Here is a 24302-nt window from a genome sequence, read left to right as displayed (position 1 = left end):
GTGGCCTGCCGGCTCCGGGCCGTCCTCCAGTCGTCCTCGCCGGGGCCGTGCCGTGGCCCCGACGCCGTGCCGTGCTCACCTGCCGCGCCGTGCTGAGCTGCTGTGACGTGAGCTGCCGTGACGTGCTGAGCTGCCGTGACGTGCCGTGCTGCCGTGACGTGCCGTGCTGTTTCTCAGACGCCGTGCCGTTCCGGACGCCGTACCGTTCTCATTCGCCGAAGGCGACGCGGACGTCCTCGCTCGTGGTGGAGACCGACGTGCGCATCGCGGACGCCGTCCCGTTCCCGTCGGGGCCGGCCTCCGGCGCGATGATCGCCGGATCCATCGTGAGCACCGCGTAGCCGCCGACGGCGCCGGCGCCGAAGCCGGGCGCGAACACGCGGGTCGGACCGGTGATCACCCCGTCGGTGACGGCGTCGTGCAGCGCGATGGGGATGCTCGCCGCCGAGACGTTGCCCATGGTGGCGATGTTGAAGTAGAGCTGTTCCTCCTTGAGCCCGGCCTTGCCGGCGAGGTCGACGATCATCGTCTTGTTGGCCTGGTGGGGCACGATCAGCTCGATGCTGTCGAGCAGCGACCTGTCGGAGGCGTCCGGGTCGCTCTGTTCCTCGAGCTCGGAGATCATCTGGGCGAGGTAGCGCCGCACCAGTGACTTCACCTCCGGCCCGTAGACCGTGATGTCGTTGTCGAACTCCGGGTTGGGCCAGACGATGGAGTTCACCTCGGTGCCCGGGCCGCTGGCGTAGGTCTGGAGCACCTGAACGTCGCCGGTATCGCCTGGTTCAGCAGGTGCGACGACGATGGCCGCGGCGCCGTCGCCGAAGATCATGCGGGAGGTCCGGACGCTGCCGATCTTGTCGGAGAACTTCTCGACGCACACGAGCAGGACCGGACGGCGTACCTCCTGCAGCAGCCGCACCGCCTCCGAGAGCCCGTAGGGCAACCCGGCGCACGCCGCGACCAGGTCGACCGACGCATGGGTCTGCAACATCCCGAGCTCGCCCGAGAGCCAGCAGGCCGTGGACGGGATCAGGCGGTCGCTGGTGCAGGTGGCCACGAGCACCGCGCCGATCTCCTCCGGTGCCCGCCCGGCGTGGGTGAGCGCCGCCAGCGACGCGTCGAGCGCGAGCTGCCCGATCGGGCGGGCGGAGTAGCGGCGCTGGTCGATGCCGGTCTTCGCGCTGATCTCCGCGGCACTCATCGGCGACCAGGAGAAGCTGGAGTTGCGGATGACGTCGTCGTTGCTGCAGATGTGCTCGCCACGGATGACGGAGAGCGCCTCCAGCTTCGGCATCACGGTGAACGTCTCCCGCACGCGGACGGGCGGGTACGGCCGCACCGGAGGGCGGGCGTCGAACCCCGGGACGGTCGCCTGCCGGGTCACGGCCGGTGCGGCGTCGGACTCGGCCGCCCGCACCCTGTCGATGAACGCCAGCACCTCGCGGTCCCGCGGGTGGTAGAGGATCACGAAGTCGTCGTCACCGATCGTGCTCACCGGGCGCAGCTCCCCGTCCGAGCGTTCCCACGGGTACTGGTTGTGCAGCACCATCGACCACCGCAGGAGCGCCTCGAGCTCGGGCACCTCCTCGTTCGCGTCGAGGATCTCGTCGGGGGTGAACACCCGGTAGTCCGGGTCGTGGCGGGGCAGGACGAGGGTCAGTGCCTCCGGCCGGGCGAGCGCCTCGGCCACGGTCGGCGGGATCGGCGGCAGTTCGGTGGCGTGGTGGCGCTTGTGCCGGAAGACGTCGAAGAGCAGCGCGAAGACACGGTCCTCGGCCTCGGCGTCCCACCGTGCCGGCAGCGCGTCGTAGGCGCTCTCGACGGCCGAGATCTTCCGGTCGGCGTCCTCCCAGGGGGTGAGCAGGGGCAGGAAGAGATCAGTGCGGTGGCGCGGTACGTCACGCCAGCGGGTCGGCTGCTTCTCGAACATGGGCAGCGTGTAGCGGTTGACCCAGTACAGGTTCTGGCCCAGCTCTCGTAGCAGGGCAAAGCGGTTCCGGTACTCGCCGGACGCGACGTGGGTCAGGATGTCGGTGCCGGTCGGGGCCTTGGCCTCGAAGTCGCGTCCGATCACCGCCCGGAACTGGTCGATGGTGTCGATCACTGAGAAGTCGAGTGCCCCGAGCACGTTTGCCGGGAAAACCATCCGCCCATGTCGGTTCACGACGAACGGCTTCATCGCAACCACCCCCTCCTGCGATGAGGCTTACCCAACTCGCCGGAGCCACGGACGCGCAACCGACGAGTGGGGGAACTCCGTCGGCGGATCGCGCCGCCCCCGGCGGCCGGGCGCTCCGGGTGGCCGCCGGATGATCGGCGTATACGGTCTACACCTGCAGTGACTGTGCTGACGCCGAGAGAGTCGTGCCTCGATCGTGTCGTCTCGGTGTCGCTTCAGCGTCCGATCCTTAGTATGAGTTCATGTCTCGGTCATCATTATTTATCTTTGGTGGTTCGCCCCGCCTCCTGGTTATTGACGGTAGCTTCACAACAACTGGAGAACATCCCCTTCGCGGTGATTCCTCATGATGGTGCGGAATACGGGTCTGGAGGGCGTTTTGGTCCTCGAACCGACCCCGCACCGGGATTCTCGTGGTTTCTTCACCCGTACGTTCGACGTCGCTGTCGCCCATGCTGCGGGGCTGCGGCCGGAAGCGTTCGTGCAGGACTCCCAGTCCCGTTCGTACCGGGGAGTCGTGCGCGGTCTGCACGGGAGGGGCGGGGACGGCGAGGCGAAACTGGTGCGCTGCTCGTTCGGCGCGGTCCACGACATCGTCGTGGACGCCAGGCCGGAGTCGGCCACCTTCGGACGCTGGATGGCCACGCGGCTCGACGACCAGGACCTGGTGCACCTCTACATCCCGCCCGGGTTCCTGCACGGCTTCCAGGCGCTGACCGAGGTGGCCGACGTCTGCTACCGGATCGACCGCGAGCACGAACCCGCGGAGGACCTGGCCGTCCACTTCGAGGACGCGGACCTCGGCATCCACTGGCCTGCCGCGGTCGGGTGCGTCAGTGAGCGGGACAGGAACGCGGGTAGCTGGTCGGAACTGTGCCGGCTGCTGGCGAGCCGCGTCGCATGATCTGGACGGAACGTATTTACGGAACCAAACAGACATCAGGGACATCGAGTTCTCGCCCTGAGAGGAATGGCGCTTGTTGACTACTTCCGACCAGGTCGACGTCGTGGTCATCGGGTCCGGCTCGGCCGGTTCCGTGCTGGCCAACCGGCTCAGCGCCGACCCGGCCAACCGGGTTCTGCTGCTGGAGGCCGGGCGACCCGATCACCTGTGGGACCTCGTCGTGCACATGCCGGGGGCGCTGGGGTTCCCGGTGGGCAGCCGGTTCCACGACTGGTGCTACGAGTCCGAGCCCGAGCCGCACATGCACGGCAGGCGGCTGCAGCATCCGCGCGGCAAGTTGATCGGTGGTTCCAGCAGCATCAACGCGATGGTCTTCCAGCGTGGCCACCCGCTGGACTACGACCGGTGGGGCGCCGACCCCGGCATGGACGGCTGGGACTACGCCCACTGCCTGCCGTACTTCAAGCGGCTCGAGAGCAGCGCGATCGGTTCGGCCGGCTCGGTCCGTGGCTACGGCGGGCCGCTGCGGCTCGAGCGGGGCCCCGTCACCAACCCCCTCTTCGACGCGCTGTTCGCCGCTGCCGAGCAGGCCGGTCATCGGCTCGCCGCGGACCTCAACGGCGTCGACCCCGAGGGTTTCGGTGCCTGGGAGCGCACGATCCGGCGGGGCCGGAGGCTGTCGGCGGCGCGCGCGTTCCTCCACCCGGTGACCGATCGGCCCAATCTGCAGGTGCGCTCGAACGCACTGGTCACGCAGGTGCGGACGGCGGGCACGAGGGCGGTCGGTGTGCGGTACGAGCACCGCTCGGGCCGGGTCGTCGACGTCACGGCAGGCGAGGTCGTGCTGGCCGGCGGGGCCTTCAACTCCCCGCATCTCCTGCAGCTGTCGGGGATCGGCGACGCCCGCGCGCTCGCGGCGGCCGGGGTCCGCGTGGTGCACGACCTGCCGGGTGTCGGGGCCAACCTGCAGGACCACCTGGTGGCCAAGGTCCAGCACGCCTGCACGGAGCCGATCTCGATGGGCGCGATGCGGCACAAGCGCAACTGGCCGGGGATCGGGCTGCAGTGGCTGGCCGGCCGGGGACCGGCGGCCACCAACCTCTTCGAGGCGGGCGGGTTCGTCCGCAGCCACCCGGAGGCGCACTACCCGGACCTCATGCTCGGCTTCGCGCCCGTCGCCATGAACTTCCACGACGGCGCCCCGGAGCACGGCTACCAGCTGATCATGGCCGGCATGCGGGCCGAGGCCACGGGCGCCGTCCGGATCGCCTCGGCCGACCCGCACCGGCCGCCCGTCCTGCAGTTCAACTACCTGTCCACCGAGCCCGACCGGCGCTTCTGGGTCGACGCGTTGCGGATCACCCGGGAGGTCCTGGGGCAGGACGCGTTCCGCCGCCTCGACGCGGGCGAGACCTGGCCCGGGCCGGCCGTGACGGCCGACGAGGACGTCGTCGACTGGGTCCGGAGGACGGGTGAGACGGACATGCACCCGACGAGCACCTGCCGGCTGGGCGTCGGAGACGACGCCGTCCTCGACCCGTCGACGATGCGGGTGCACGGCCTCGACGGCCTGCGGGTGGTGGACGCCTCGGTGATGCCCTACTGCCCGAACAGCGCCACCCACGCGGCCACCATGATGGTCGCGGAGAAGGCGGCGGACCTCATCCTCGGCAACACCCCTCTACCGCCGGAGCGGCCACCACGGCCCCCGGCGAGCGAGGAGCCGGGACGACGGGTCCCGCTGTAGCAGTGTGCGCGGGCCTGCCGCGGAGAGCGGCGTGGACGTCGTACCCGTGGATCCAGGCGAGGTCCTGAGGGAGGCGGGCCAGCGCGCGGTCGCGTTCGTCGGCCGCGGGGCCGTCCGGCAGGTGCAGCAGGGCGTTGGTCGTCCAGGAGCTGCGCTGGATGCGACGGGTCCGGGCGCGCCGCAGGGTCTGGTAGGCCGCGAGGGCCCCGGGTAGGCCGGTGGCCGTGCTCTCCCGCGCGATGAGCGCGGCGAGCGCGACGGCGTCCTCCACGGTCGTGTTCGCGCCCTGGCCCTGGTGGGGGAGCATCGCGTGCGCGGCGTCGCCGAGCAGGACGGCCCGGCCCCGGTGCCACCGCCGCAGCGGTGCCACGGCGAACAACCCCCACCGGACGGTGTGCGTGACCGCTGCGATCATCGACGTGACGGCCGGGTGCCAGCCCTCGAACGCCCGCAGCGGGACGTCCCCGGCCACCTCGGCCGTCCAGCCGTCCGATCCGGTCCACGTCGGCGGTCCCTCGACGACCGCGAGGAAGTTCACGAGCTCGCCCGACGAGCCGATCGCGTAGTGGAGCAGGTGGGCGCCGGGACCCATCCAGAACTGGATGGCGCCCGGGTCCGGGAGGTCCGGGAGCCGGTCGACCGGCACGATCCCGCGAAAGCCGCTGGTGCCGGAGTAGATCTCGTGGGCGCCGCCTGCGACCCACCGCCGGACGGTCGAGCGGATCCCGTCGGCACCGACCACGAGGTCCGCGTGCTCGGCGCGCCCGTCGGCGAACCGGAGCACCATCCCGTCGGAGCGCTCGCCGAGCTCGACGAGACGGCAGCCCAGGTGCACCGTCCCCGGACCGAGAGCGGCGGCCAGTACCGCCTGCAGATGGGCCCGATGGATGCCGTGGAAGGGAGCGTGGAAGCGGTCCCGGTACCAGGACCCGGTGCCCACGGGGTGCGCGGCGACCTTCCTGCCGTCCCGCCAGCGCCGGTGGATCAGCTCCGTTGGCGTGGTCGACGCCGCGGCGAGGCCGGCACCCAGCCCGATCCGCTCGAGCTCGCGCGTCGCGTTCGCCGACAGCGCCACGGCCGCGCCGATCTCGGCGAGCCGGGGTGCCTGCTCGTACACGTCCGCGGTCAGTCCTCGTTCCCGCAGCGCGAGAGCGAGGGTCAACCCGCCGATCCCGCCGCCGATGATCGCCACTCTCGGTGTCGCAGCCATGACGGAAACCGTAAGTGGAAAGGACGGACTCCACGTATGGGTCGAACGCATCCCCCGGTCCGGGCCTGCCACAACAGGCGCGAATCGGCCATCCTGCACGGCATGCGCCCGAGAACACTCGTCATCGCCTGCCTGCTGTGCGTGCCGATCGCCGGGTGCGTGAGCGGCACAAACCCCGCCCCGTCAGCGGCTCCGGCCCCCAATGAGCCCGCGGGTGTCGGACAGGCGAGCGGGACGTTCTCCGCTCCTCCCGGGCTCGCGGTGACCTATGACCAGGCGCTCGTCCCGGTCGGGGCGACCGCTGCCGTGAACACGACAGAGGACGACGGCAAGACCTCGGTCAGCCTGGACGTCACCGGGCTCCAGCCGAACCGGCTGTACGGCGTGCACGCGCACACGATGGCGTGCGGTGCCACGGGAGCGGACGCCGGACCGCACTTCCAGCTCAGGCCCGATCCGGTCACGCCCAGCGTCGACCCGGCCTACGCCAACCCCCAGAACGAGATCTGGCTCGACCTGACCACCGACGCCCAGGGCGCCGGCGAGTCCACCTCGACCGTCGACTGGGAGTTCCCGGCCGAGCGCCGCCCCGCGTCCGTGGTCATCCACTCGCTGCCGACCTCCACGGAGCCCGGCAAGGCGGGGATGGCGGGGGACCGCGCCGCCTGCATCACGGTGCCCTTCTAGAGACCCCGTGGCCAGGAGGCCCCGCGGCGCCCGTCAGTAGTGGATGCTGCCGCGGCTGCCGCCTCCGACGGCGATCGCGTCGCCGCTGATCGCGACGCTGCGGGGCGAGGCGAGGAACGTCACGACGTCGGCCACCTCCTCGGCGGTGATCAGCCGCCCGATGCTCGTGGCGGCGGTGAAGCGTGCGGCGACGTCCTGCTCGGTGACGCCGTCGCGCGCGGCCAGACCCGTCAAGAGCTGCGGAAGACGCTCGGTCACGGTCATCCCCGGATGGACCGCGGTGACCGTGATCCCGCTCGGCCCGAGCTCGTCGGCGAGGTTCTTCGTCATCGCGGCCACGGCCACGTTCCGGATGGACCCCACGATCGAGCCGGTCTGGCGGGCGTTGAGCCCGCTGACGTTGATGATGCGGCCGAAGCCCTGGGCGACCATGTGCGGCGCCACCGCGCGGGCGCAGCGCAGGTAGCCGAGCACCTTCGTCTCCATCTCCGACCGGAGCGCGTCGTCGGACAGCTCGGCCAGCGGCGGCACGGGGCCGCCGGCCGGCTCCGCCGCGGCGTTCACCAGGATGTCGACCCCGCCCAGCGTGCCCACGACCTCCGCCACCATGGCCCGGACCGCTGCGTCGTCGCGCGTGTCGGTGGGGCGCGCCAGCACGGTGGTGCCGTGCCGCCCCACCCGCGCCGCAGCCTGTTCGAGCACGTCCTTGTCCCGGGCCACCAGCGTGACAGCTGCCCCTTCCGCGGCGAGCTGATCGGCCACCGCCAGTCCGATGCCGCGACTGCCGCCCGTCACCACGGCGCGCTTTCCGGTGAGTTCCAGGTCCACGCGCTCATCTCTACCACTCGCCGCGCCGGGGTCCCGGGGCGGCGTCCGGTGGGGGGCGGTCACCGCAGGCAGCGGTATGTCGCATCTGTGCCATACCACACTGTGGATCATCGGTGTCCGCCGGGTTCATCACTCTTGCCGCGGCGGTCTGTTCGGGTGATGATCTCTTCGCACCGTGAGGAGCACCTCCATCACGGAGAGTGATAAGCGGTGGGTGCGGCGGCAAGGGAGACGACGATGTCGGGCGATCACGAGTACTCCGGTGATTACGGCTACGACCTGCTCCACGAGGTGCGGACCGCGGTCCACATCCCCGCCGCCCGCACGGCTCTGCCGATCCGCGGCCTCCGCGCCCCTGGTGGAGAGCTCGACCCCGACGGCGACCTCGGCTACGACCAGGCGCACGAGCGCTAGCAGCGCTCGTCCGGACGGTCGGGCCCGGCGGCACTGCGGGCCGACGGTCAGATCGCGCCACCGTTGGCGTAGAGCACCTGGCCGTTGATCCATCGGCCGGGACCGGCCAGGAACGCGACGATCTCGGCGAGGTCGGCGGGCTGACCCAGCCGTCCCAGCGGCGACTCGCCCGCGATCCTGCTGATCAGCTCGTCGCTCTTGCCGTCGAGGAACAGCGCCGTCGCCGTCGGACCCGGCGCCACGGTGTTCACCGTGATGTCGCGTCCTCGCAGCTCCCTGGCCAGGATGAGGGTGATGGCCTCGACCGCGCCCTTGCTCGCGCCGTACGCCGTGTACCCGGGCCGGGAGAACCGGGTGAGCGAGCTCGAGAAGTTGATGATCGCGCCGCCGGGCCGCAGCCGCCGGGCCGCCTGCTGGTCCACCACGAACGTCCCACGGACGTTGGTTCGCAGCACCTGGTCCAGCACGTCCAGGTCCAGGTCCACCAGTGGGGCCAGCGGCATGATGCCAGCGGCGTGCACCACGACGTCGACCCCTCCGAAGGTCGACTCCGCCTGGTCGAACATGCTCGCCACGGCCACCTCGTCGGCCACGTCGGCCTGGAATGCGATGGCTCGGGCGCCTGCCCGCTCGAGGTCCTCGACGGCCGCGTCGGCCTCGACCTTGTTCGAGGCGTAGTTCACGACCACGGCGAACCCGTCGTCGGCCAGGCGCGCCGCAGTCTGCCTGCCGATGCCACGTGACCCACCCGTCACGATCGCCACCCTGTCAGCCGTCCTCGGTGCGGTCATGGTGCTTCCTTCCTCTCGAGGGTCTGTGACTCGTCGTCGGTGGTGCCGAACGGCCAGCGCCGCGCGATCCCGACGTGCAGCACCACGGAGATGCCGATGCTGGTGAGGACGACGTGTCCGACCCATTGCTCGGGGGTCGCCATGGTCCAGGCCAGGTTGTCGGCCAGAATCGTGAACAGCGCGTAGAGGGCCACGGCGAGGAGCAGGATCGCCAGGAACAAGCCGGTTCTCGACCGGATCCAGCCCTCGAACAGCATGCCGATCACGAGTCCGGCGGCGATGAACGAGCCGGCCACCGCGGTGATCGTGGACATGGGCAGGCCGGCGAGCCCGTAGCCGACCCCGAAGGTCAGCACGCCCCCGCCGAGCACGGCGACGTTGCCCGCCACGATCCGCTGCCAGCGATGATGCCACTCCGCGAACGGCCAGCCCCGCCAGGCGACGAAGAGCAGCACCTGCCAGGCCCCGATCACGACGAGCACGGCCCCGACCTCGGCGCCGGAGAGCGGGCCGCTGTGGGCGGTCACGCCCGAGCCCGGCGGAGCCTCGACGCGGACGACCACGACGTACAGGGCCAGCGCGACGGCCCACGACACCGCCAGAGCGGCAACCCCGGCGGTGAACCGTCCCAGCCGTCGCAGTGGCCAGCCCTCGCAGACGAGCGTCAGCTGGAGCATCGCGGCGAAGGCTGCACCGGCCAGCGGCAGCGTGGCCGGGTACGTCGGGAGGTGCCCCGGTCCCGGCGTGGGATCGAAGAGTCCGCGCAGGTCCACGTGTCCCACGACGAGCTGGCCGAGCATGGCCAGCAGGATCGCGGCGATGATGACGAGGCCGGTGTCGAGCAGCCCCGACCAGCCGGGGCGCAGGCTCGAGCCCGGCCAGTCCTCCCACCAGAAGGCGATCATCGTCGCCGCCGGGAGCGCGAACGTGACCAGTGGCCCGAGCACCAGCGCCGAGGGTTCGGGCCCGCCCGCGCCCACCGCGACGAGGACGGCCACCGGGACGACGAGCACCAGGCCGGCCAGCCCGAGGCCCGGCTGCTGTGCGAAGAGCCCGCGCCCGCGGTGGGCGGACGGCTTCCGCGCCCGCGCGGGCGCGCTGATCGTCGGGCGGTCCGGGAGGTGCCGCCGGCGCGTCCTGACGAGATCCATCGCTGCTCCTCGGAACGAGTCGGTCGGACCCGGACGTCCACCGGCGGGAGCCGCTGCGCTCAGCGTCCCGGCGGGAGCCGGCCCGCAGCGCCGCCGGAGGTCTCCCTGCCGGGGCGGACGGTCCGGACGATCGTGGCGGTGCCCGCCATGAACAGCCACAGGATGGCCGGGTACGCGGCGACCCGGTCCATGCCGCCCGGGCCGAGGCCGAGGTAGAAGCCGGGACCGGCGTACTCGCCGACCGTCGAGAGGACGGTGCCCGCCAGCCCCAGGAGTCCCAGCACCAACCCGGCCACGCCGAGCCACCGGTCGGTCCGGCTGATCATCAAGAGGATGGCGACGCTGCCGAGCGGGACGTTCAGCGAGCCCATCAGGTGCAGGCCGATGTTCGTGTTCTCCGGGGCGAAGCCGATGAGGATCTTGCCGAAGCCCAGGAGGATCCAGAGGACCATGGCCGCGTCGGTGAGCCATCCCGTCGGCCAGAACCTCCGGAGCAGGAGTGCCCCGAGGATCACCAGTACGCCCGTGAGCACGAACGACGCGTTCACCACGTCGTGCAGCGGGGAGCACACGTAGGTGGGGGAGGCGTTCGGCGCCGCGAACAACCCGCACTGCGTGTTCGCGAGGTTGCTCGTGCCGTTGTGCAGCCAGTCGTACCGCGGGACGGTCCACGCGTTCGCCGCGACGACGTGCGTCACCGCGTACTGGAGAGCCGCGAGGGCCCACAGGGACCCACCCGTCACGACGGCCGCGCGGGAGACCCCGCAGGCTTCGCCGCCGGTCCTCGCGCGGTAGATGATCTCGTCACTTGCCGTGGTCACTGCCTTGCTCGCCTGTCTCTCGTCGGTGCTTCTCGGGGCCGCCTCACGGCGATGTGGCGGGCGGCAGTCGGGGCCGAGTCTTCCGGCATGCCCCCGATCCGGACATCAGTCATGTGACTACATGAATGGGCACAATGTGGTCGGCGGACGCCGGTCCCGCTCGTTCCTCGCGAACCGGGGGTCTCACGCAGCCAGGCCGAGGCGGCGCTTGCTGCTGTGGTAACGGGCGATCAGGAGCGGCCGCAGCGCGCGGGTGCGGAACGGGATGCTGCTGAACATCGCCGCGTAGCCGACGGTCGGGGTCGGGTCGCCCATGAGCCCGAGGACCAGGTCGGGACGCGTGCCGGGGGCGTTGCTCACCGCGGCGGCGCGCAGGGTGCGGATGACCGGTTCCTCCAGCAACGGGAACAGCGCCTTCAGCAGCGCCTCCTCCTCGTCGAGATGGTCGACGAGGGTCCGGCTCGCGGCGTCCAGAGCGGCCGATGCGGCGACGACGGCTTCCCGGTCGGGCCGGCCCGGCGTCGTGCAGCGCTCCGTGAGGCGCTCGAGGCGCCGGGCGAGCCGGTCCAGCTCCCGGTCGATCTGGATGTGCTGAAGCGTCAGGTCGTGGAGCTCGCACTCGTCGGCAGGGGAGGCCGCGGCCAGCGGCTGCCACAGGATGTCGGCCTCGTTGCGTTGATGCTGGTGGATGTAGCCGACCAGCCACCGCCCGAGCCCCACGCAGGTGTCGACCTCGACGGCGGTGGCCGGGGGCAGGTCCAGGGCGGCCTTCAGCATGGCTGCTCCTCGGCGCACGACCGTGTGCACGGCGATCATCTCGTCGTAGAGCCGCTGGCTCTCGGACTGCGCGGTCGTCATCGCGGGTCTCCTCCGCAGGGACGCACTGAGGGGTGGAGGTCCGAGTGTGGGTGGGTGTCCGCACCTGAACATCCGTCAAATGACTTCGGGATCGGACCCGCATGACCTGCGTCGACGGCTCGCTCACGGTGAGCGACCGGGCCGCTGCGCTCCGGTGGTGGCGCACGGCTTGTGAGGGCGAATCCTCTCGCGCATGATGCACTCCCCGGTGCGCGGCGATCATCATCATCGTCGGCCGGGCCGCAGCCTGACCGCCGCAGTGGCGCGCTCGGGAAGGAACGAGAGGACTGCTGCCCATGACCGCCGACCCGGTCCCGTCCGAGCCGGTCCGTGTCCCGATGAGCACGGCACTGCTGGCCACCCGGGTGGTGGCCATCCTCCGTGCAGGGGACTCCGCACGGGCCGAGGCGGTCGTCGACGTCCTGGTGGACGGCGGCATCCGCTGCATCGAGCTGACGATGACCACTCCTGGCGCCCTCGACGTCGTCGAGCGGCTCGCGGCGCGGGTTGCCGACGTCGTCGATCTCGGGGTCGGCACGGTGCTCACCGCCGCGGAGGTCGACCGCGCCGTCGACGCCGGCGCGTGCTTCGTGGTGTCGCCGTCGGTCGTGCCCGCGGTGATCGGGGCGGCCGCGCGCCACGGCATCGCGAGCTACCCCGGAGCGCTGACGCCCACCGAGATCCACGGTGCGTGGTCGCTCGGCGCGAGTGCGGTGAAGCTGTTCCCCGCCGGCTCGTTCGGTCCCGGCTATCTGGCGGCGCTGCGTGCGCCGCTGCCCGACATCCCGATCGTGCCCACGGGAGGGATCGGGGCCGGGGAGGCGGCGGCCTGGCTGGACGCGGGCGCCGCGGCCCTCGGCATGGGCGGGCCGCTGATCGGGGACGCCATGACGGCGACCGGTGATCTCGGGTCGCTGGCCGAGCGGGTCCGCGCGGTGTGCGCCGCCGTGGCGGGAGCGGGGCGGTGACCGGCGCCGGGGATGCGCAGTGGACCGGGCTGGTCACGGTGGGCGAGACGCTCGGGCTGCTCGTCGCCGAGGATGTCGGGCCGCTCTCGCTCGCCCGCGGGATGCGGCTGAGCATGGGAGGCGCGGAGTCCAACGTCGCCATCGGGGTGGCCCGGCTCGGGGTGCCGGCCACCTGGATCGGGCGGCTCGGCCGCGACCCGGTCGGCGACCTGGTGGAGCGCCACCTGCTGGCCGAACGCGTGCGGGCGCTGGTGCGCCGCGACGATGCGCCCACCGCTCTGATGCTGCGCGAGCGCCGTACGGGCGGCTCGTCGCACGTGTCCTACTACCGCCACGGCAGCGCCGGGTCGCACCTGTGTCCTGACGACCTCCCGGAGGGTGTGATCGAGGGCGCCGGCGTCCTGCACCTGACCGGGATCACGCCCGCGCTCGGACCCGGGCCCGCCGCGACCGTCCGCGAGGCGGTGCGCCGCGCCCGGGCCGCGGGTGTCCCGGTCTCGGTCGACCTGAACTTCCGCTCCCGGCTCTGGGACGCCGCCACCGCGGGCGTGGTGTTCCGGGAGCTCGCCGCGGGCGCGGACATGCTGTTCGCCGGTGACGACGAGGCGCGGATCGCGCTCGGGATCGACGACCCGGACGCGGCGACGCCCGCGGAGCTCGCCACCGCTCTCGCTGAGCTCGGCCCGTCCGAGGTGGTGGTGAAGCGGGGCCGCCACGGCGCCACGGCGCGGATCGAGGGCGCGGTCATCGACGTGCCCGCCGTGCCGGTGACCGCCGTCGACGCCGTCGGGGCGGGTGACGCGTTCGTCGCGGGCTACCTCGCCTCCCGGCTGACCGGGCGCGACATCCACGAGCGGCTGTCCACCGCCGCGGTCACCGGGGCGTTCGCGGTGACGGTGCCCGGTGACTGGGAGGCGTGTCCGCGGCCCCACGAGTTGACTCTGCTCACGTCGGGGGAGACGGTTCACCGCTGAGGATCACGTTCGCCGGAATCGTCCCGCCGCAAGGAGGCTCATCGATGGCCACGACGGATCGCAACGACGCGGTCAGCACCGACCCGTCGCAGCTGTTCCCGACCAGGTACCTGCCCCGTCCCGAGGTCCGGGACCTGCCCGCCCCGCCCGCCAAGCAGTGGCGCTACGTCGGGCCCGGCATCGTCGCCGCCGGAGTGGGGCTGGCGAGCGGGGAGTTCATCCTCTTCCCCTACATCGCCTCCCAGGTCGGCCTGGTCTTCGTCTGGGCCGCCCTGCTGGGGCTCATCACCCAGTACTTCCTGAACATGGAGATCGAGCGGTACACGCTCGCCACCGGCGAGACGGCGATCACCGGCTTCAGCAGGCTGTGGAAGCACTGGGGCCTGGTGTTCGCGATCCTCGCCTACTTCGCGAACGTCTGGCCGGCGTGGGCCACCAGCTCCGCCACGTTGATCTCCTACGCGTTCGGCGGGAGCGCCGCCGTCATCGCCGTGGTGATCCTCGTGGTCGTCGGGCTCATCCTCACCCTGGCGCCGGTCGTCTACAACGCTCTCGAACGCGCTCAGATGATCAAGGTCGCCGCGGTGCTGGTGCTGATCCTCGTCGGCGCGCTCGTGGCGATCGGGCCGGCCTGGGCGGATGCGCCGCAGATCGTCACCCGGCCCGGGTTCCCCGCCGCCGAACTCGGCTTCGCGGTGCTGATGGGCGCGCTGGCGTTCGCCGGGGCGGGCGGCGGCCAGAACCTGGTGCAGAGCAACTGGATCCGGGACAAGGGCTTCGGCATGGGCCACTACGTCCCGAAGATCGTGTCGCCTCTGACCAAGGAGGTGGAGGCCAGAGGACGCGTGGGCTACGTGTTCCTGCCGACCGAGCAGAACATGACGCACTGGCGGGGGTGGTGGCGCTTCGCCAACCGCGAGCAGCTGTACACGTTCGTCCTGATCTCGTTCGTGTCGATCGTGTTCATGTCGCTGCTCGCCTACGCCACGGTCTTCGGCAACGACGCGGTGCAGAACAACATCTCGTTCCTCCAGGTGGAGGGGCGGGTGCTGATGGAGCGCGTCGGCACCTGGTTCGGCTACTTCTTCTGGATCGTCGGTGCGGTCGCGCTGTTCTCCGCGGCACTGGGCATCGTCGACTACACCAGCAGGCTGGCCGCCGACGTGCTGAAGACCATGTACTTCCCCGACGCCTCGGAGAGCAAGATCTACGCCGGTCTCGTGTGGGGCCTGGTGGTCGTCGGGATCATCGTCATCTCCCTGGGCTTCTCCCAGCCCATCACGCTGGCCGTCATCTCGGCCTGCACGGGCGGCACGATGATGTTCATCTACTCCGCGCTGCTGATCGTGGTCAACCGCAAGATGCTGCCGAAGGAGATCCGCATCAGCGGTCCCCGGATCGCTGCCCTGGTCTGGTCGTTCCTGCTCTTCGGCGTACTGGCCGTGCTCACCGTGTACCAGCAGATCGGCAACCTGATCGGCGGTTGATACCGCCGGATTCCGCCGTTCGGGGCCCGGGCGTCGCGGTCCTGTGGGCATTCCCACACCGTGGGCCCGGGCCTCGGTCGCGGGGGTGGACCGGGCGCCCGATAATGGTGTTCCTGTCCGGCCATTACGTGCTCGTCCGATTACTCGCGGCGGTCCGCGACGTCGTGGCCGTGCAAAGATCAGGTCGATCAAGAAAGCGTACGGCCGGGCCACCGGAACACCCCCGTCCGCATCCTTGCTGAGACCGATTGACGCAGGTTAGGGTTTTTTTCCTGCCGAGGAGTTCGTGCTGACCCGGTGCCGTGGAGCACCGGGTCCCGGACGGTGAAGTGCCGGGGTCACAGAGTTGTGACCGGCACGCCGGCCCTCGGTGTCGAGCGTGGTCCCGCACCGCCTGCCGGTGCGGCGACCGGATGCGGTCGATCGTCCAGAGCTGCTGGCTACTGGCGTGAGTAGTGCCATCTTCTGGAGGCTGTACGTGTTGAGCGATCCCGACTCTGGTCGACGGGGCATCGCCGCCGCCCTCGTCGGGCGCGACGACGATGTCGAGCGGGTCCGGTCGTTCCTGGACGTGGCGGCGCTGCGGGGGGACGCCCTGCTCCTGGTCGGGGAAGCGGGCGTGGGCAAGTCGGTGCTGATGGACGCCGCGGTCGAGGCGGCGTCGGAGATGGGCACGCTGGTCCTGCGTGCGGGTGGCGCGGAGTTCGAGGCGGATGTCAGCTTCTCGGGCCTGAACCAGGTGCTGCTCCCGTTGCTGGGTGAGTTCCCCCGGCTCCCGGAGGCGCACCGGGTGGCGTTGTCGGTGGCGCTGGGGATGGGGGAGGGGCTGCCCTCGGACCGGCTGGTGGTGTCCAGCGCGACGCTCGGCCTGCTGCGCACGGTCGCGGCCGACCGGTCGGTACTGGTGGCCGTCGACGACGTGCACTGGATGGACCGGGCCAGCGCGGCGGTACTGGCGTTCGTCGCACGCCGGCTCGCCGGCAGCCGGGTGGGCTTCCTGGCCTCGTCGCGGACGGGGATGGAGAGCTTCTTCGAGGGGGTGGGCCTCCCGGAGCACGAGCTGCAGCCGCTGGACGACGACGCGGCGCTCGCGCTGGTGGCTGTCCGGTTCCCCGCGCTGGGGACGAAGCTGCGCCGTCGGGTGCTGACCGAGGCCCGCGGCAACCCCCTCGCGCTGCTGGAGCTCCCCGTCGCGCTGACCGGCCCCCAACGACCAGCGCTGAGCGCGTTGCCGCTGGTGCTGCCGCTGAGCCGGCGGCTGCAGGCCCTGTTCATCTCCCGGATCTCGGAGCTCCCCGCCGCGTCGAGGCAGCTGCTGCTGCTCGGTGCGCTGGACGGCTCCGCCGACCTGAGGGTCCTGAAGGCGGCCACCACGGAGCCCGGTGACTCCGACCCGCTCGCGCCCGCGGAACACGCCCAGCTGCTGCAGGTGGAGGAGAGCACGGGCCGGCTGACCTTCCGCCACCCCCTGACCCGCTCGGCGGTGGTGGAACTGTCCACCGCCGACCAGCGCAGGCAGGCCCACCTGACACTGGCCCAGATGGCGCAGCGACCCGAGCACCGCGCATGGCACCTCGGGGAGGCGACGATCGAGCCCGACGAGAGGGTGGCCGGCCTCCTCGACGACGCCGCCGACCGCATACTCGGGCGGGGCGACCCGGCGGGCGCCGTCGCCGCGCTGACCCGGGCGGCCCACCTCAGCCCGCTGCGATCGGACCGGAGCAGGCGGCTGGCCGAGGCCGCCTTCATCGCTCTGGAGACGGGTGACATGGAGGGCGCGTCGCAGCTGCTCGGGGACGCCCGGCGGGCCGACCCGGCGCACGGGGGCGGCTCCCTCTACGCCGCCGCCACCGCCGCCTACCTCCTGAGCAACGGTGACAACGACATCGAGACGGCGCACCGGCTGCTGACCAGGGCGATCGAGACCCGCACCGACCCCGACAGCGGCGCGCTCATCGAAGCGATCTGGACCCTGGGGCTGCTGTGCTGGTTCGGCGGTGACGCGGCGATGTGGGAGCCCTTCCACGCCGCCGTCGCCGAGCTGGGCCCGCGAGTGCCGCCGGACCTGGCGCTGACCAACGCGGCATACGTCGACCCGGTGCGCACGGCGGCTCCGGTCCTCCCGAAGCTCACCGCCGCGATCAGCGGCCTGCGCAACGAGGTCGACCCGGTCCGGATCCTGCGGATCAGCTACGGCGCGGTCTACCTGGACAGGCTGGGGGGCTGCCGGGACGCGCTGTGGCGGGTGGTGTCCCGGTCGTCGGAGGGCGGGTCGGTCCCGCTGGCGGTCGCTGCGCTGGTGCACCTGTGCCTCGACGACTTCTTCACGGGCCGGTGGGACGAGATCGGCCAGCTGTCCGCCGAGGGACTGGAGACCGGCGAGCAGCACGGGTACTGGCACTACGCCTGGCAGTACCACTACTACCTGGCGCTCGTGGCCGCGGCGCGCGGCGACCAGGAGGCCTGCCGGGCGCGGGTCGACGAGCTCTTGCGGTGGGCCACCCCGCGGGGGGCGAAGGGCGTGGAGCATTACGCCCGCCACGCCCAAGGCCTGGCGGCCCTCGCACGCGGTGACTACGAGGAGGCCTACCGGCACGCGGTCGCGATCAGCCCGGCGGGCGAGTTCGCCTCGCACGTGCCGGTCGCTCTGCGGGTGATGATGGACCTGGTCGAGGCGGCGGTCCGCACCGATCGGCGGGCCGAGGCGGCCGCGCACGTGGCGGCGATGCGGGACGCGGGGATCGCGGAGCTGTCGCCCCGGCTGGCGCTGCTGGTCGCCGGGTCGGAGGCACTCGCCGCAGCCGAGGACGGTGCCGCCGCGTTGTTCGAGCAGGCCCTCGCCGTGCCCGGTGTCGAGCGGTGGCCGTTCGACGTGGCCAGGGTGCGCCTCGCGTTCGGGGAGCACCTGCGCCGGGCGCGGGCTCCGGTCCGGGCCCGCGCGCAGCTCACCGCGGCGATGGAGACGTTCGAGCGGCTGGGTGCCAGGCCATGGGCGGAGCGGGCGAGCAACGAGCTCCGGGCCACCGGCTCGGGCACCACGCACTCCGCCGGTCCCGGCGTCCTCACGCCGCAGGAACGGGAGATCGCCGTGCTGGCGGCCGCCGGTCTGTCCAACAAGGAGATCGGGCAGCAGTTGTTTCTCTCCCATCGCACGGTGGGAGCCCACCTGTACCGCGCTTTCCCGAAGCTCGGTATCAGCTCCCGTGCCGCGCTCCGGGACGCGCTCGCCGCCCTGCCCGCCGGGTCGCCGGAAACGGAATGACAGCGGGATTCGGAACTCTGTTCCCGGTGTCCGATATCCGGATCGGATGTGGGCTGCTCTGCGCGGCCTGCCTATGATGATCAGGTGCCCTCGCAGACAGCCGATTCCGCGCTGCTCGAGAAGATCGAAGCGGAATGCATGTATCGCCTCGAGTCCGGGGCCCCGCGGCGCACTCTCGACGACATGGGAATCGCGACGGCGCGATGCGGTGGCGGGAGCGCGATGGCAATGCGTCGGGACGTCACCCGGTACTGGAACAAAGTGCTCGGGTTCGGGTTCGACGAGCCGGTCACCGGGGATCTGGTCGCGCAGGTGTGCGCGTTCTTCCGGGAGCACGACGCGCCCGTGGCCGTCCTGCAGCCGGCGTCCTCCGTGCTGCCCCGCCGACCGGGACGACATCGGCCGGGACAACGGCCTGGTGCGGGGAAGCTCGTGGGTGAAGCTCGGGCGCGACCTCGGGAGGGAGCCGAGGGCCCCGGTGAGCACAACCAGTCGTTGCACAACATGCGCAGGGCAGGTTTCAGCGTGCGTTACGAGCGGGCCAACTGGGTGTGGCGGCCGTAAGCCGGCGCTGGTTGACCTGCTGGGTTTCTCCCCAGGACCGTAGGATTCGCCTATGAGGCGCACATCGTTCGCGCAGTGGCCGTGCTCGGTCGCGCGCACCATGGACCTGCTGGGCGACTGGTGGACCCCTCTCGTGCTGCGCGAGGCCTTCTACGGCATCCAGCGGTTCGACGAGTTCCAGAAGGGGCTGGGCATCGCCCGCAACACGCTGGCGGACCGGCTGCGCAGGCTCGTCGACGAGGGGCTGCTGGAGAAGCGGCCCTACCAGATCGACCCCGTCCGTCACGACTACGTGCTCACCGAGAAGGGACGTGACTTCTTCGGGGTGCTCGCGGCGATGAGCCGCTGGGGCGACCGCTGGCTGGCCGGGGACGACGGGCCACCGATCGCGTTCCACCACGAGCGCTGTGGCGCCGACACCCACGGTGAGGTCGTCTGTGCCCACTGCCGGGAGCCGTTGACGGCCGAGGACACGTCCATGCGGATGGGTCCCGGCTACCCGCCCCGGCTCGCCCTACATCCGGAGGTGCAGCGCCGGTTCGGTGTCCACCCCACCGAGGAGCCGGACGCGACCGGAACGGGCTGAGCCCGCGACGTTTGACAGGTCAGTCCATCTACGCAACTCTACTGGTAGCAGGGGGCCAGGATGAGGGAGTGCGCGCGTCATGGAGTGGACCGGGGCCCGGTACGCCGACAAGCCGACGGCTGAGGCCGAGACCTGGATCGACGCGCCACCGGAACGGGTGTGGTCGCTGGTCGCCGACGTCGGGCAGATGCCGGAGATGAGCACCGAGCTCCGCTCGGTCGAGTGGTGTGACGGCGCCACCGCCCCGGCCGTGGGCAACCGGTTCGTCGGCCGCAGCAAGCACCCCGCATTCGGGGAGTGGGCCACCACCTCCCACGTCATCGAGTGCGAGGAACCGCGGGTCTTCGCGTGGGCGGTGGAGGATCCGGAGTTCCCGACGGCGGTCTGGCGGTTCACCCTCGAGCCCGCCGACGGCGGTACCCGGCTGCGCCAGTGGATGCAGATGGGACCGGGCCGCTCCGGGTTGAGCGTCGCGATCGACGAGATGCCCGACAAGGAGCAGAAGATCGTCTTCGTCCGCATGCGCGAGTTCGAGAACTCGATCATCGGGACGCTCGCCGCGATCAAGCAGCGGGTCGAGGGCTGATGCGTACCGCCACCACCATCGAGGCAAGCCAGGAGCACGGCTGGCGGCAGACGCTCGACTTCGCGCTCGAGGCCGAGTCGCTCGGTCTGGACATCTGTTGGGTCGCCGAGGCGTGGGGATCCGACGCGCCGTCCGCGCTGGGCTACCTCGCCGCGCGGACGGACCGGATGCTGCTCGGCTCGGGCGTCGTCCAGCTCGGCACCCGCACGCCGGTCGCGATCGCGCAGGCGGCGCTGACGCTGGCCGAGATGTCGGAGGGGCGGTTCCTGCTCGGCCTCGGTCCGTCCGGTCCCCAGGTGATCGAGGGCCTGCACGGAGTGCCCTTCGCCGCTGCCCACGCCCGGATGCGTGAGACCGTCGAGATCATCCGGCTGGCGTTCGCAGGCGAGAAGATCTCCTACTCGGGCACGCGGTTCCAGATCCCGCTGCCCGGTGGCGAGGGCCGGCCGATGCGGCTCTCGATCGGCCCCGACCCCGACATCCCGATCTACGTGGCAGCGATGTCGCCGAAACTGCTGCAGCTGACCGGAGAGGTCGCCGACGGCTGGCTCGGCACCAGCTTCGTCCCCGAGGGCTCGGCCGCCTACTTCACCCACCTCGACGCCGGCCTGGCCGCGTCCGGGCGGTCCCGCGCGGACCTCGACGTGTGCCAGGGTGCCGAGGTCGCCTTCGCCGAGGACGAGGACGAGCTGCGGCGGATGGTCGTCCCGCGGAAGAAGAAGCTCGCGTTCAGCCTCGGCGGCATGGGCTCGGCGAGCACCAACTTCTACAACAACGCCTACAGCCGGCAGGGCTGGGCCGAGGTCGCCGCCGCGGTGCGGGAGCGCTGGCAGGCAGGCGACCGGGACGGCGCCGCGGCGCTCGTCACCGACGAGATGGTGCTGGGCACCACGTTGATCGGCACCGGGCCCATGGTCGCCACCCGGCTGCGCGTCTGGCGCGACGCAGGCGTCGACACCGTCCGGCTCTACCCCGCAGGCGACACCCTCGATGCCCGGCTCACCACGCTCGGCCGGGCCCTCGACCTGGTCCAGGCCCTCGACCGGGCCTGACCGACCTCAGGAGAAGACATGGCCGCCGAGTGGCACAAGACCGCATGCAGCCTCTGCTACGTCAACTGCGGGCTGGAGGTGCAGATCGAGGGCAGGTCGATCACCCGCGTGCGCGGCGACAAGGCGAACCCCCGGTCGGAGGGGTACCTGTGCCAGAAGGCGCAGCGACTGACCTTCCTCGGCAACCACAACGACCGGTTGACCACGCCGCTGCGACGCCGGCCCGACGGCACCCACGAGCCGATCGACTGGGACACCGCGCTGCGGGAGATCGCCGAGCGGCTCACCGCGGTGCGCGACGCCGACCGCGCGGCGGGCCGGCCCGGGTCGTTCGCGTACGTCGGCGGGGGCGGCCAGGGCAACCACTCCGGCGGCGGCTACGGCAAGTCGCTGCTGAGCTGGATGGGCGGCACCCGGTACTTCAACGCGCTGTCGCAGGAGAAGACCGGGGACTTCTGGGTCAACGGCCGGATGTTCGGCGACCAGACCTGCCACACGGCCGAGGGCGTCGAGGAGTGCGACCTGCTGCTCGTGATCGGCTGCAACCCCTGGCTCGCTCACGGGTTCACCAACGCCCGCAGCACGATCAACACGATCAAGAACGACCCGGACCGGAAGATGATCGTGATCGACCCGCGCCGCACCGAGACCGCGGAGGCGGCGGAGCTGCACCTGGCGGTGCGGCCGGGCACCGACGCCTACCTGCTGTCGGCGATCCTCGCGATGATCATCGAGCGGGGCGGCCAGGACGCGGAGTTCCTCGCCACCCGCACCGAGGGCTTCCCCGACGTGGCGGCCGTGCTCGGCCGGGTCCCGGTGGACGAGTGGATCGCCCACGCCGAGGTGGAGCGGGCCGACGTCGAGCGAGCCGTCGACATGATCCTCGCTGCGCGGGCGATGACCGTCCGGGTGGAGCTCGGCATCCAGCAGGGGCGCCACTCCACGCTCAACAGCTATCTCGAGAAGCTGCTGTACCTCGTCACCGGGAACTTCGGCCGGGAGGGCACGAACAACCTGCACACGTGGCTGTTGCCGCTGTGGGGCAACTCGCCCGGGCAGTACTCGGAGATCACCGGCTTCGAGTACATCGGCGGCCTGCTGCCGACGAACTCGATGGCGGAGGAGGTGCTCACCGACCATCCGAACCGGGTGCGGGCGCTGTGGGTGGAGTCGTCGAACCCGGCCAACACCTACGCCGACACGCGGCTCGTCGAGGAGGCTGTCGAGGCCTGCGAGCTGTCGGTGGTGGTCGACGTGGCCTACACCGAGACCGCCGCACTGGCCGACTACGTCCTGCCGGCGGCGGCGCAGCACGAGAAGTGGGAGTTCACCCTCTTCGACTTCGAATGGCCCACCAACTACTTCCAGATCCGCCGGCCGCTGTTCGAGCCGCTGCCGGGCACGCTGGTCGAGGCCGAGATGTACGCGCGGCTGTTCGACGAGCTGGGGGTGCTGCCGGACGCCGCGACGCTGGCCGAGCTCGTCGAGACCGCCCGCAGCGACCGGGCGAAGCTGCTGCGGCGCGCCGGTGAGGTGATGGCGACCCATCCGGGGCTGGCGGAGATCGCCCCGGTGCTGCTCTACCGCACGCTCGGCGAGACCCTGCCCGACGGTGCCGCGGCGCTGGCCCCGCTCTGGGCGGGCTGCCACCGGACGGCGAAGCTGTTGACCACCGCGGTGCAGCGGGCGCTCGGCTCGGACTCGACCGCGCCCGAACTGGGTGAGCAGCTGTTCGACCGCATCCTCTCCTCGCCCAGCGGCACTCCCTTCAGCACGCACGAGTACGACGAGGTCTGGGAGCTGGTGAGGAACGACCGGGTGCAGCTGGCCGTGCCGGAGATGCTGGAGTGGCTCGACCGCCTCGACCCGGCCACCGAACGCCCGGACCCGCAGTACCCGTTCTCCCTGATCAGTGGCCAGCGCCGGTCGCACAACGCCAACCAGATCCTGCGCCCGCCCGCGTGGCGCAAGACCGACATGGACGGCGCCCTGCGGGTGCGCTCGGCCGATCTGGCCTCGATCGGCGCGGACGCGGGCGACTGGGTGGCGGTGGTCACCCGCACCGGGCGGATCGTGGTGCGTGCCGAGGTGGACGAGAGCATGCGTCCGATGCAGGTGGCGCTGCCGCACGGGTTCGGCATGTCCGTGCCCGACATCCACGGCGGCCGGGTGGTGAACGGCCCGAGGATCAACCTGATCACCGACGCCACCGACCGGGACCCCATCGCCGGCACCCCGCACCACAAGGACGTCCCGGTGCGGCTGGAACCGGCCACCACCGCCGAGAGCGAGGCGGCCGAGCGTGACAGCGAGCGGGTCCGCGAGGTCGTCGCGGCGGCTCGGGCCTGAGCGTCCGTTCCCCGGCTCGGCCCGCCGGCCGGCCTACAGCAGTAGGCCGGCCAGCGCGGCGCGCCGCATCGCCGGGGAGCCGAGCAAGATCTACGCAGGTGCAGCGGGGCACGTGGGCGAGCTGCTGCTGGGCCTTCCGGTCAGAGGTCGGCGAGTGCGGTGTCGACGTCCGGGAGCAGCGGCAGGATCTGCTGCAGGTTCATCGTCTCCCACGGACGGATCACGGCGAGGTTGTCGGGAGGTGCCACGAGGCGCAGGGCCGGCCGGGGGGTCGGGGCCTGCGTGGAGTACCCGGGCCCGGGGGTCGTGGTCGTGCGGCTGGCGATCTCGGCGAGCGTGCCGAGCCCGGAGGAGCCGAGGAAGCCCACCCCGGTCAGGTCGATCACCAGCGCGGTCAGGTCCGGCCACTGCAGGGTGTCGTCGACCACGGCCATCAGCTCGCGCGCGGTCTGCAGGTCCAGCTCGCCCACCACCGTCACCACGGCCGCCGATCCCCTGCGGGAGGCGTGCAGCGTCAGCAGGTCGCCCGGCGCCGGCGATCCGGGCGCCGACGGTTCGGAAGCAGTGTGGTCACTGTCGGTCACGCAAGCACCGTAGCGGCTCGCCGTACCCCGGCGCGTTCGGCAGGGTCCGGGGCTCGCGTGCCGACCAGTGGCACAGCCGGACGAGGCGGTGGCCACAGCGCGGGCAGGCGCCGTCACGGAGACGGGGCGGCGGGGTGTCGGTGGCGACGGTGCGCCAGAAGATCCACTCCGGTGCTGCGGACCACGGTGTGCTGGTCGGGGCGGTGGCGGTGCCCGCCGCATCGAGCGCCGATGACCGCGAGCCTGCCGAGCTCGCCGCCACGACTCTCACTGATCATCCTGCCGACGGCGGTTAGCTTG

General features: G+C 71.7%; 22 protein-coding genes. 14 read left to right on the top strand and 8 right to left on the bottom strand.

The annotated features are described in order from the left end of the window. Positions 1 to 208 precede the first annotated feature (208 nt). Positions 209 to 2146 carry a 3-oxoacyl-[acyl-carrier-protein] synthase III C-terminal domain-containing protein gene (locus ACQPZA_RS21850; RefSeq protein ID WP_433273249.1) on the bottom strand — a complete coding sequence of 646 codons (1938 nt, stop codon included), beginning with the start codon at positions 2144 to 2146 and terminating at the stop codon, positions 209 to 211. Positions 2147 to 2525: 379 nt separating this feature from the next. Between ACQPZA_RS21850 and rfbC the strand changes: the two genes are divergently transcribed. Then, the gene (gene rfbC, locus ACQPZA_RS21845; protein WP_169394112.1) at positions 2526 to 3083 is read left to right on the top strand and encodes a dTDP-4-dehydrorhamnose 3,5-epimerase; all 558 of its coding nucleotides are present in this window, start codon (positions 2526 to 2528) and stop codon (positions 3081 to 3083) included. A 76-nt stretch (positions 3084 to 3159) separates the two neighbouring features. After that, positions 3160 to 4830, top strand: a complete 1671-nt coding sequence (locus tag ACQPZA_RS21840; protein ID WP_433282920.1) for a choline dehydrogenase — start codon at positions 3160 to 3162, stop codon at positions 4828 to 4830. Here the strand turns inward: ACQPZA_RS21840 and ACQPZA_RS21835 are convergent. Then, positions 4745 to 6040 carry an FAD-dependent monooxygenase gene (locus ACQPZA_RS21835; protein WP_433273247.1) on the bottom strand — a complete coding sequence of 432 codons (1296 nt, stop codon included), beginning with the start codon at positions 6038 to 6040 and terminating at the stop codon, positions 4745 to 4747. The two genes, ACQPZA_RS21840 and ACQPZA_RS21835, sit on opposite strands and share 86 nt — an antisense overlap. Positions 6041 to 6142: 102 nt before the next feature. Here ACQPZA_RS21835 and ACQPZA_RS21830 point away from each other — a divergent pair, with 102 nt between their 5' ends. After that, positions 6143 to 6727 (top strand): superoxide dismutase family protein, encoded by a 585-nt coding sequence (locus tag ACQPZA_RS21830; RefSeq protein WP_433273245.1) that lies wholly within the window; start codon positions 6143 to 6145, stop codon positions 6725 to 6727. Between the two features lie 33 nt (positions 6728 to 6760). On the opposite strand, the gene ACQPZA_RS21825 is transcribed toward ACQPZA_RS21830, so the two are convergent. Further along, a complete protein-coding gene (locus ACQPZA_RS21825) occupies positions 6761 to 7555 on the bottom strand; it encodes an SDR family NAD(P)-dependent oxidoreductase (RefSeq protein ID WP_433273243.1) in 795 nt (264 codons plus the stop codon). A 237-nt stretch (positions 7556 to 7792) separates the two neighbouring features. On the opposite strand from ACQPZA_RS21825, the gene ACQPZA_RS21820 reads away from it, so the two are divergent. Beyond that, positions 7793 to 7969: a hypothetical protein gene (locus ACQPZA_RS21820; protein ID WP_433273241.1), complete on the top strand. Its 177-nt coding sequence runs from the start codon at positions 7793 to 7795 to the stop codon at positions 7967 to 7969. A 47-nt stretch (positions 7970 to 8016) separates the two neighbouring features. On the opposite strand, the gene ACQPZA_RS21815 is transcribed toward ACQPZA_RS21820, so the two are convergent. The 4 genes from ACQPZA_RS21815 to ACQPZA_RS21800 form a co-directional block, all read right to left on the bottom strand. Next, the gene (locus ACQPZA_RS21815) at positions 8017 to 8760 is read right to left on the bottom strand and encodes an SDR family oxidoreductase (RefSeq protein WP_433273239.1); all 744 of its coding nucleotides are present in this window, start codon (positions 8758 to 8760) and stop codon (positions 8017 to 8019) included. Beyond that, on the bottom strand, positions 8757 to 9911 hold the full coding sequence (locus ACQPZA_RS21810) for a hypothetical protein (RefSeq protein ID WP_433273237.1): 1155 nt from the start codon (positions 9909 to 9911) through the stop codon (positions 8757 to 8759). Before ACQPZA_RS21810 ends, ACQPZA_RS21815 begins: the two co-directional genes overlap by 4 nt. A gap of 59 nt (positions 9912 to 9970) precedes the next feature. Further along, on the bottom strand, positions 9971 to 10732 hold the full coding sequence (locus ACQPZA_RS21805; protein WP_433273235.1) for a hypothetical protein: 762 nt from the start codon (positions 10730 to 10732) through the stop codon (positions 9971 to 9973). A 183-nt stretch (positions 10733 to 10915) separates the two neighbouring features. After that, on the bottom strand, positions 10916 to 11590 hold the full coding sequence (locus tag ACQPZA_RS21800) for a hemerythrin domain-containing protein (protein WP_433273233.1): 675 nt from the start codon (positions 11588 to 11590) through the stop codon (positions 10916 to 10918). A gap of 296 nt (positions 11591 to 11886) precedes the next feature. Between ACQPZA_RS21800 and ACQPZA_RS21795 the strand changes: the two genes are divergently transcribed. The 9 genes from ACQPZA_RS21795 to ACQPZA_RS21755 all read left to right on the top strand — a co-directional run bounded on the left by ACQPZA_RS21795 (position 11887) and on the right by ACQPZA_RS21755 (position 23418). Continuing rightward, positions 11887 to 12558 (top strand): bifunctional 4-hydroxy-2-oxoglutarate aldolase/2-dehydro-3-deoxy-phosphogluconate aldolase, encoded by a 672-nt coding sequence (locus ACQPZA_RS21795; protein ID WP_433273231.1) that lies wholly within the window; start codon positions 11887 to 11889, stop codon positions 12556 to 12558. Further along, positions 12555 to 13532, top strand: a complete 978-nt coding sequence (locus tag ACQPZA_RS21790) for a sugar kinase (protein ID WP_433273229.1) — start codon at positions 12555 to 12557, stop codon at positions 13530 to 13532. Before ACQPZA_RS21795 ends, ACQPZA_RS21790 begins: the two co-directional genes overlap by 4 nt. Positions 13533 to 13576: 44 nt before the next feature. Continuing rightward, the gene (locus ACQPZA_RS21785) at positions 13577 to 15019 is read left to right on the top strand and encodes an Nramp family divalent metal transporter (RefSeq protein WP_433273227.1); all 1443 of its coding nucleotides are present in this window, start codon (positions 13577 to 13579) and stop codon (positions 15017 to 15019) included. Between the two features lie 481 nt (positions 15020 to 15500). Then, positions 15501 to 18281: an ATP-binding protein gene (locus ACQPZA_RS21780; RefSeq protein WP_433273225.1), complete on the top strand. Its 2781-nt coding sequence runs from the start codon at positions 15501 to 15503 to the stop codon at positions 18279 to 18281. A gap of 84 nt (positions 18282 to 18365) precedes the next feature. Further along, entirely contained in the window at positions 18366 to 18845 is a 480-nt protein-coding gene (locus ACQPZA_RS21775) for a hypothetical protein (RefSeq protein WP_433273223.1), read from the top strand. A gap of 52 nt (positions 18846 to 18897) precedes the next feature. Then, a complete protein-coding gene (locus ACQPZA_RS21770; RefSeq protein ID WP_433273221.1) occupies positions 18898 to 19431 on the top strand; it encodes a winged helix-turn-helix transcriptional regulator in 534 nt (177 codons plus the stop codon). Between the two features lie 79 nt (positions 19432 to 19510). Then, positions 19511 to 20017: an SRPBCC family protein gene (locus tag ACQPZA_RS21765; RefSeq protein WP_433273219.1), complete on the top strand. Its 507-nt coding sequence runs from the start codon at positions 19511 to 19513 to the stop codon at positions 20015 to 20017. After that, positions 20017 to 21069 carry an LLM class flavin-dependent oxidoreductase gene (locus tag ACQPZA_RS21760; protein WP_433273217.1) on the top strand — a complete coding sequence of 351 codons (1053 nt, stop codon included), beginning with the start codon at positions 20017 to 20019 and terminating at the stop codon, positions 21067 to 21069. Before ACQPZA_RS21765 ends, ACQPZA_RS21760 begins: the two co-directional genes overlap by 1 nt. A gap of 18 nt (positions 21070 to 21087) precedes the next feature. Continuing rightward, positions 21088 to 23418 (top strand): molybdopterin-dependent oxidoreductase, encoded by a 2331-nt coding sequence (locus tag ACQPZA_RS21755; RefSeq protein WP_433273215.1) that lies wholly within the window; start codon positions 21088 to 21090, stop codon positions 23416 to 23418. A gap of 140 nt (positions 23419 to 23558) precedes the next feature. On the opposite strand, the gene ACQPZA_RS21750 is transcribed toward ACQPZA_RS21755, so the two are convergent. Continuing rightward, positions 23559 to 24002, bottom strand: a complete 444-nt coding sequence (locus ACQPZA_RS21750; protein ID WP_169394129.1) for an STAS domain-containing protein — start codon at positions 24000 to 24002, stop codon at positions 23559 to 23561. A 140-nt stretch (positions 24003 to 24142) separates the two neighbouring features. On the opposite strand from ACQPZA_RS21750, the gene ACQPZA_RS21745 reads away from it, so the two are divergent. Continuing rightward, positions 24143 to 24298: a hypothetical protein gene (locus tag ACQPZA_RS21745; protein WP_433273213.1), complete on the top strand. Its 156-nt coding sequence runs from the start codon at positions 24143 to 24145 to the stop codon at positions 24296 to 24298. Positions 24299 to 24302: the final 4 nt, after the last annotated feature.

The sequence above is a fragment of the Pseudonocardia xinjiangensis genome (assembly GCF_050948425.1).
GTDB classification, from domain to species: Bacteria; Actinomycetota; Actinomycetes; order Mycobacteriales; family Pseudonocardiaceae; genus Pseudonocardia; species Pseudonocardia xinjiangensis.
Note: the sequence above shows the minus strand (reverse complement) of the source record. Positions and strands in the feature narration are given on the sequence as shown.

Bases quoted from the DNA above. Each gene is read 5' to 3' on its own strand.
- ACQPZA_RS21850 (WP_433273249.1), bottom strand. From the start codon at position 2,146: ATGGTTTTCCCGGCAAACGTGCTCGGGGCACTCGACTTCTCAGTGATC.
- rfbC (WP_169394112.1), top strand. From the start codon at position 2,526: ATGATGGTGCGGAATACGGGTCTGGAGGGCGTTTTGGTCCTCGAACCG.
- ACQPZA_RS21835 (WP_433273247.1), bottom strand. From the start codon at position 6,040: ATGGCTGCGACACCGAGAGTGGCGATCATCGGCGGCGGGATCGGCGGG.
- ACQPZA_RS21830 (WP_433273245.1), top strand. From the start codon at position 6,143: ATGCGCCCGAGAACACTCGTCATCGCCTGCCTGCTGTGCGTGCCGATC.
- ACQPZA_RS21820 (WP_433273241.1), top strand. From the start codon at position 7,793: ATGTCGGGCGATCACGAGTACTCCGGTGATTACGGCTACGACCTGCTC.
- ACQPZA_RS21815 (WP_433273239.1), bottom strand. From the start codon at position 8,760: ATGACCGCACCGAGGACGGCTGACAGGGTGGCGATCGTGACGGGTGGG.
- ACQPZA_RS21810 (WP_433273237.1), bottom strand. From the start codon at position 9,911: ATGGATCTCGTCAGGACGCGCCGGCGGCACCTCCCGGACCGCCCGACG.
- ACQPZA_RS21800 (WP_433273233.1), bottom strand. From the start codon at position 11,590: ATGACGACCGCGCAGTCCGAGAGCCAGCGGCTCTACGACGAGATGATC.
- ACQPZA_RS21795 (WP_433273231.1), top strand. From the start codon at position 11,887: ATGACCGCCGACCCGGTCCCGTCCGAGCCGGTCCGTGTCCCGATGAGC.
- ACQPZA_RS21785 (WP_433273227.1), top strand. From the start codon at position 13,577: ATGGCCACGACGGATCGCAACGACGCGGTCAGCACCGACCCGTCGCAG.
- ACQPZA_RS21770 (WP_433273221.1), top strand. From the start codon at position 18,898: ATGAGGCGCACATCGTTCGCGCAGTGGCCGTGCTCGGTCGCGCGCACC.
- ACQPZA_RS21765 (WP_433273219.1), top strand. From the start codon at position 19,511: ATGGAGTGGACCGGGGCCCGGTACGCCGACAAGCCGACGGCTGAGGCC.
- ACQPZA_RS21760 (WP_433273217.1), top strand. From the start codon at position 20,017: ATGCGTACCGCCACCACCATCGAGGCAAGCCAGGAGCACGGCTGGCGG.
- ACQPZA_RS21755 (WP_433273215.1), top strand. From the start codon at position 21,088: ATGGCCGCCGAGTGGCACAAGACCGCATGCAGCCTCTGCTACGTCAAC.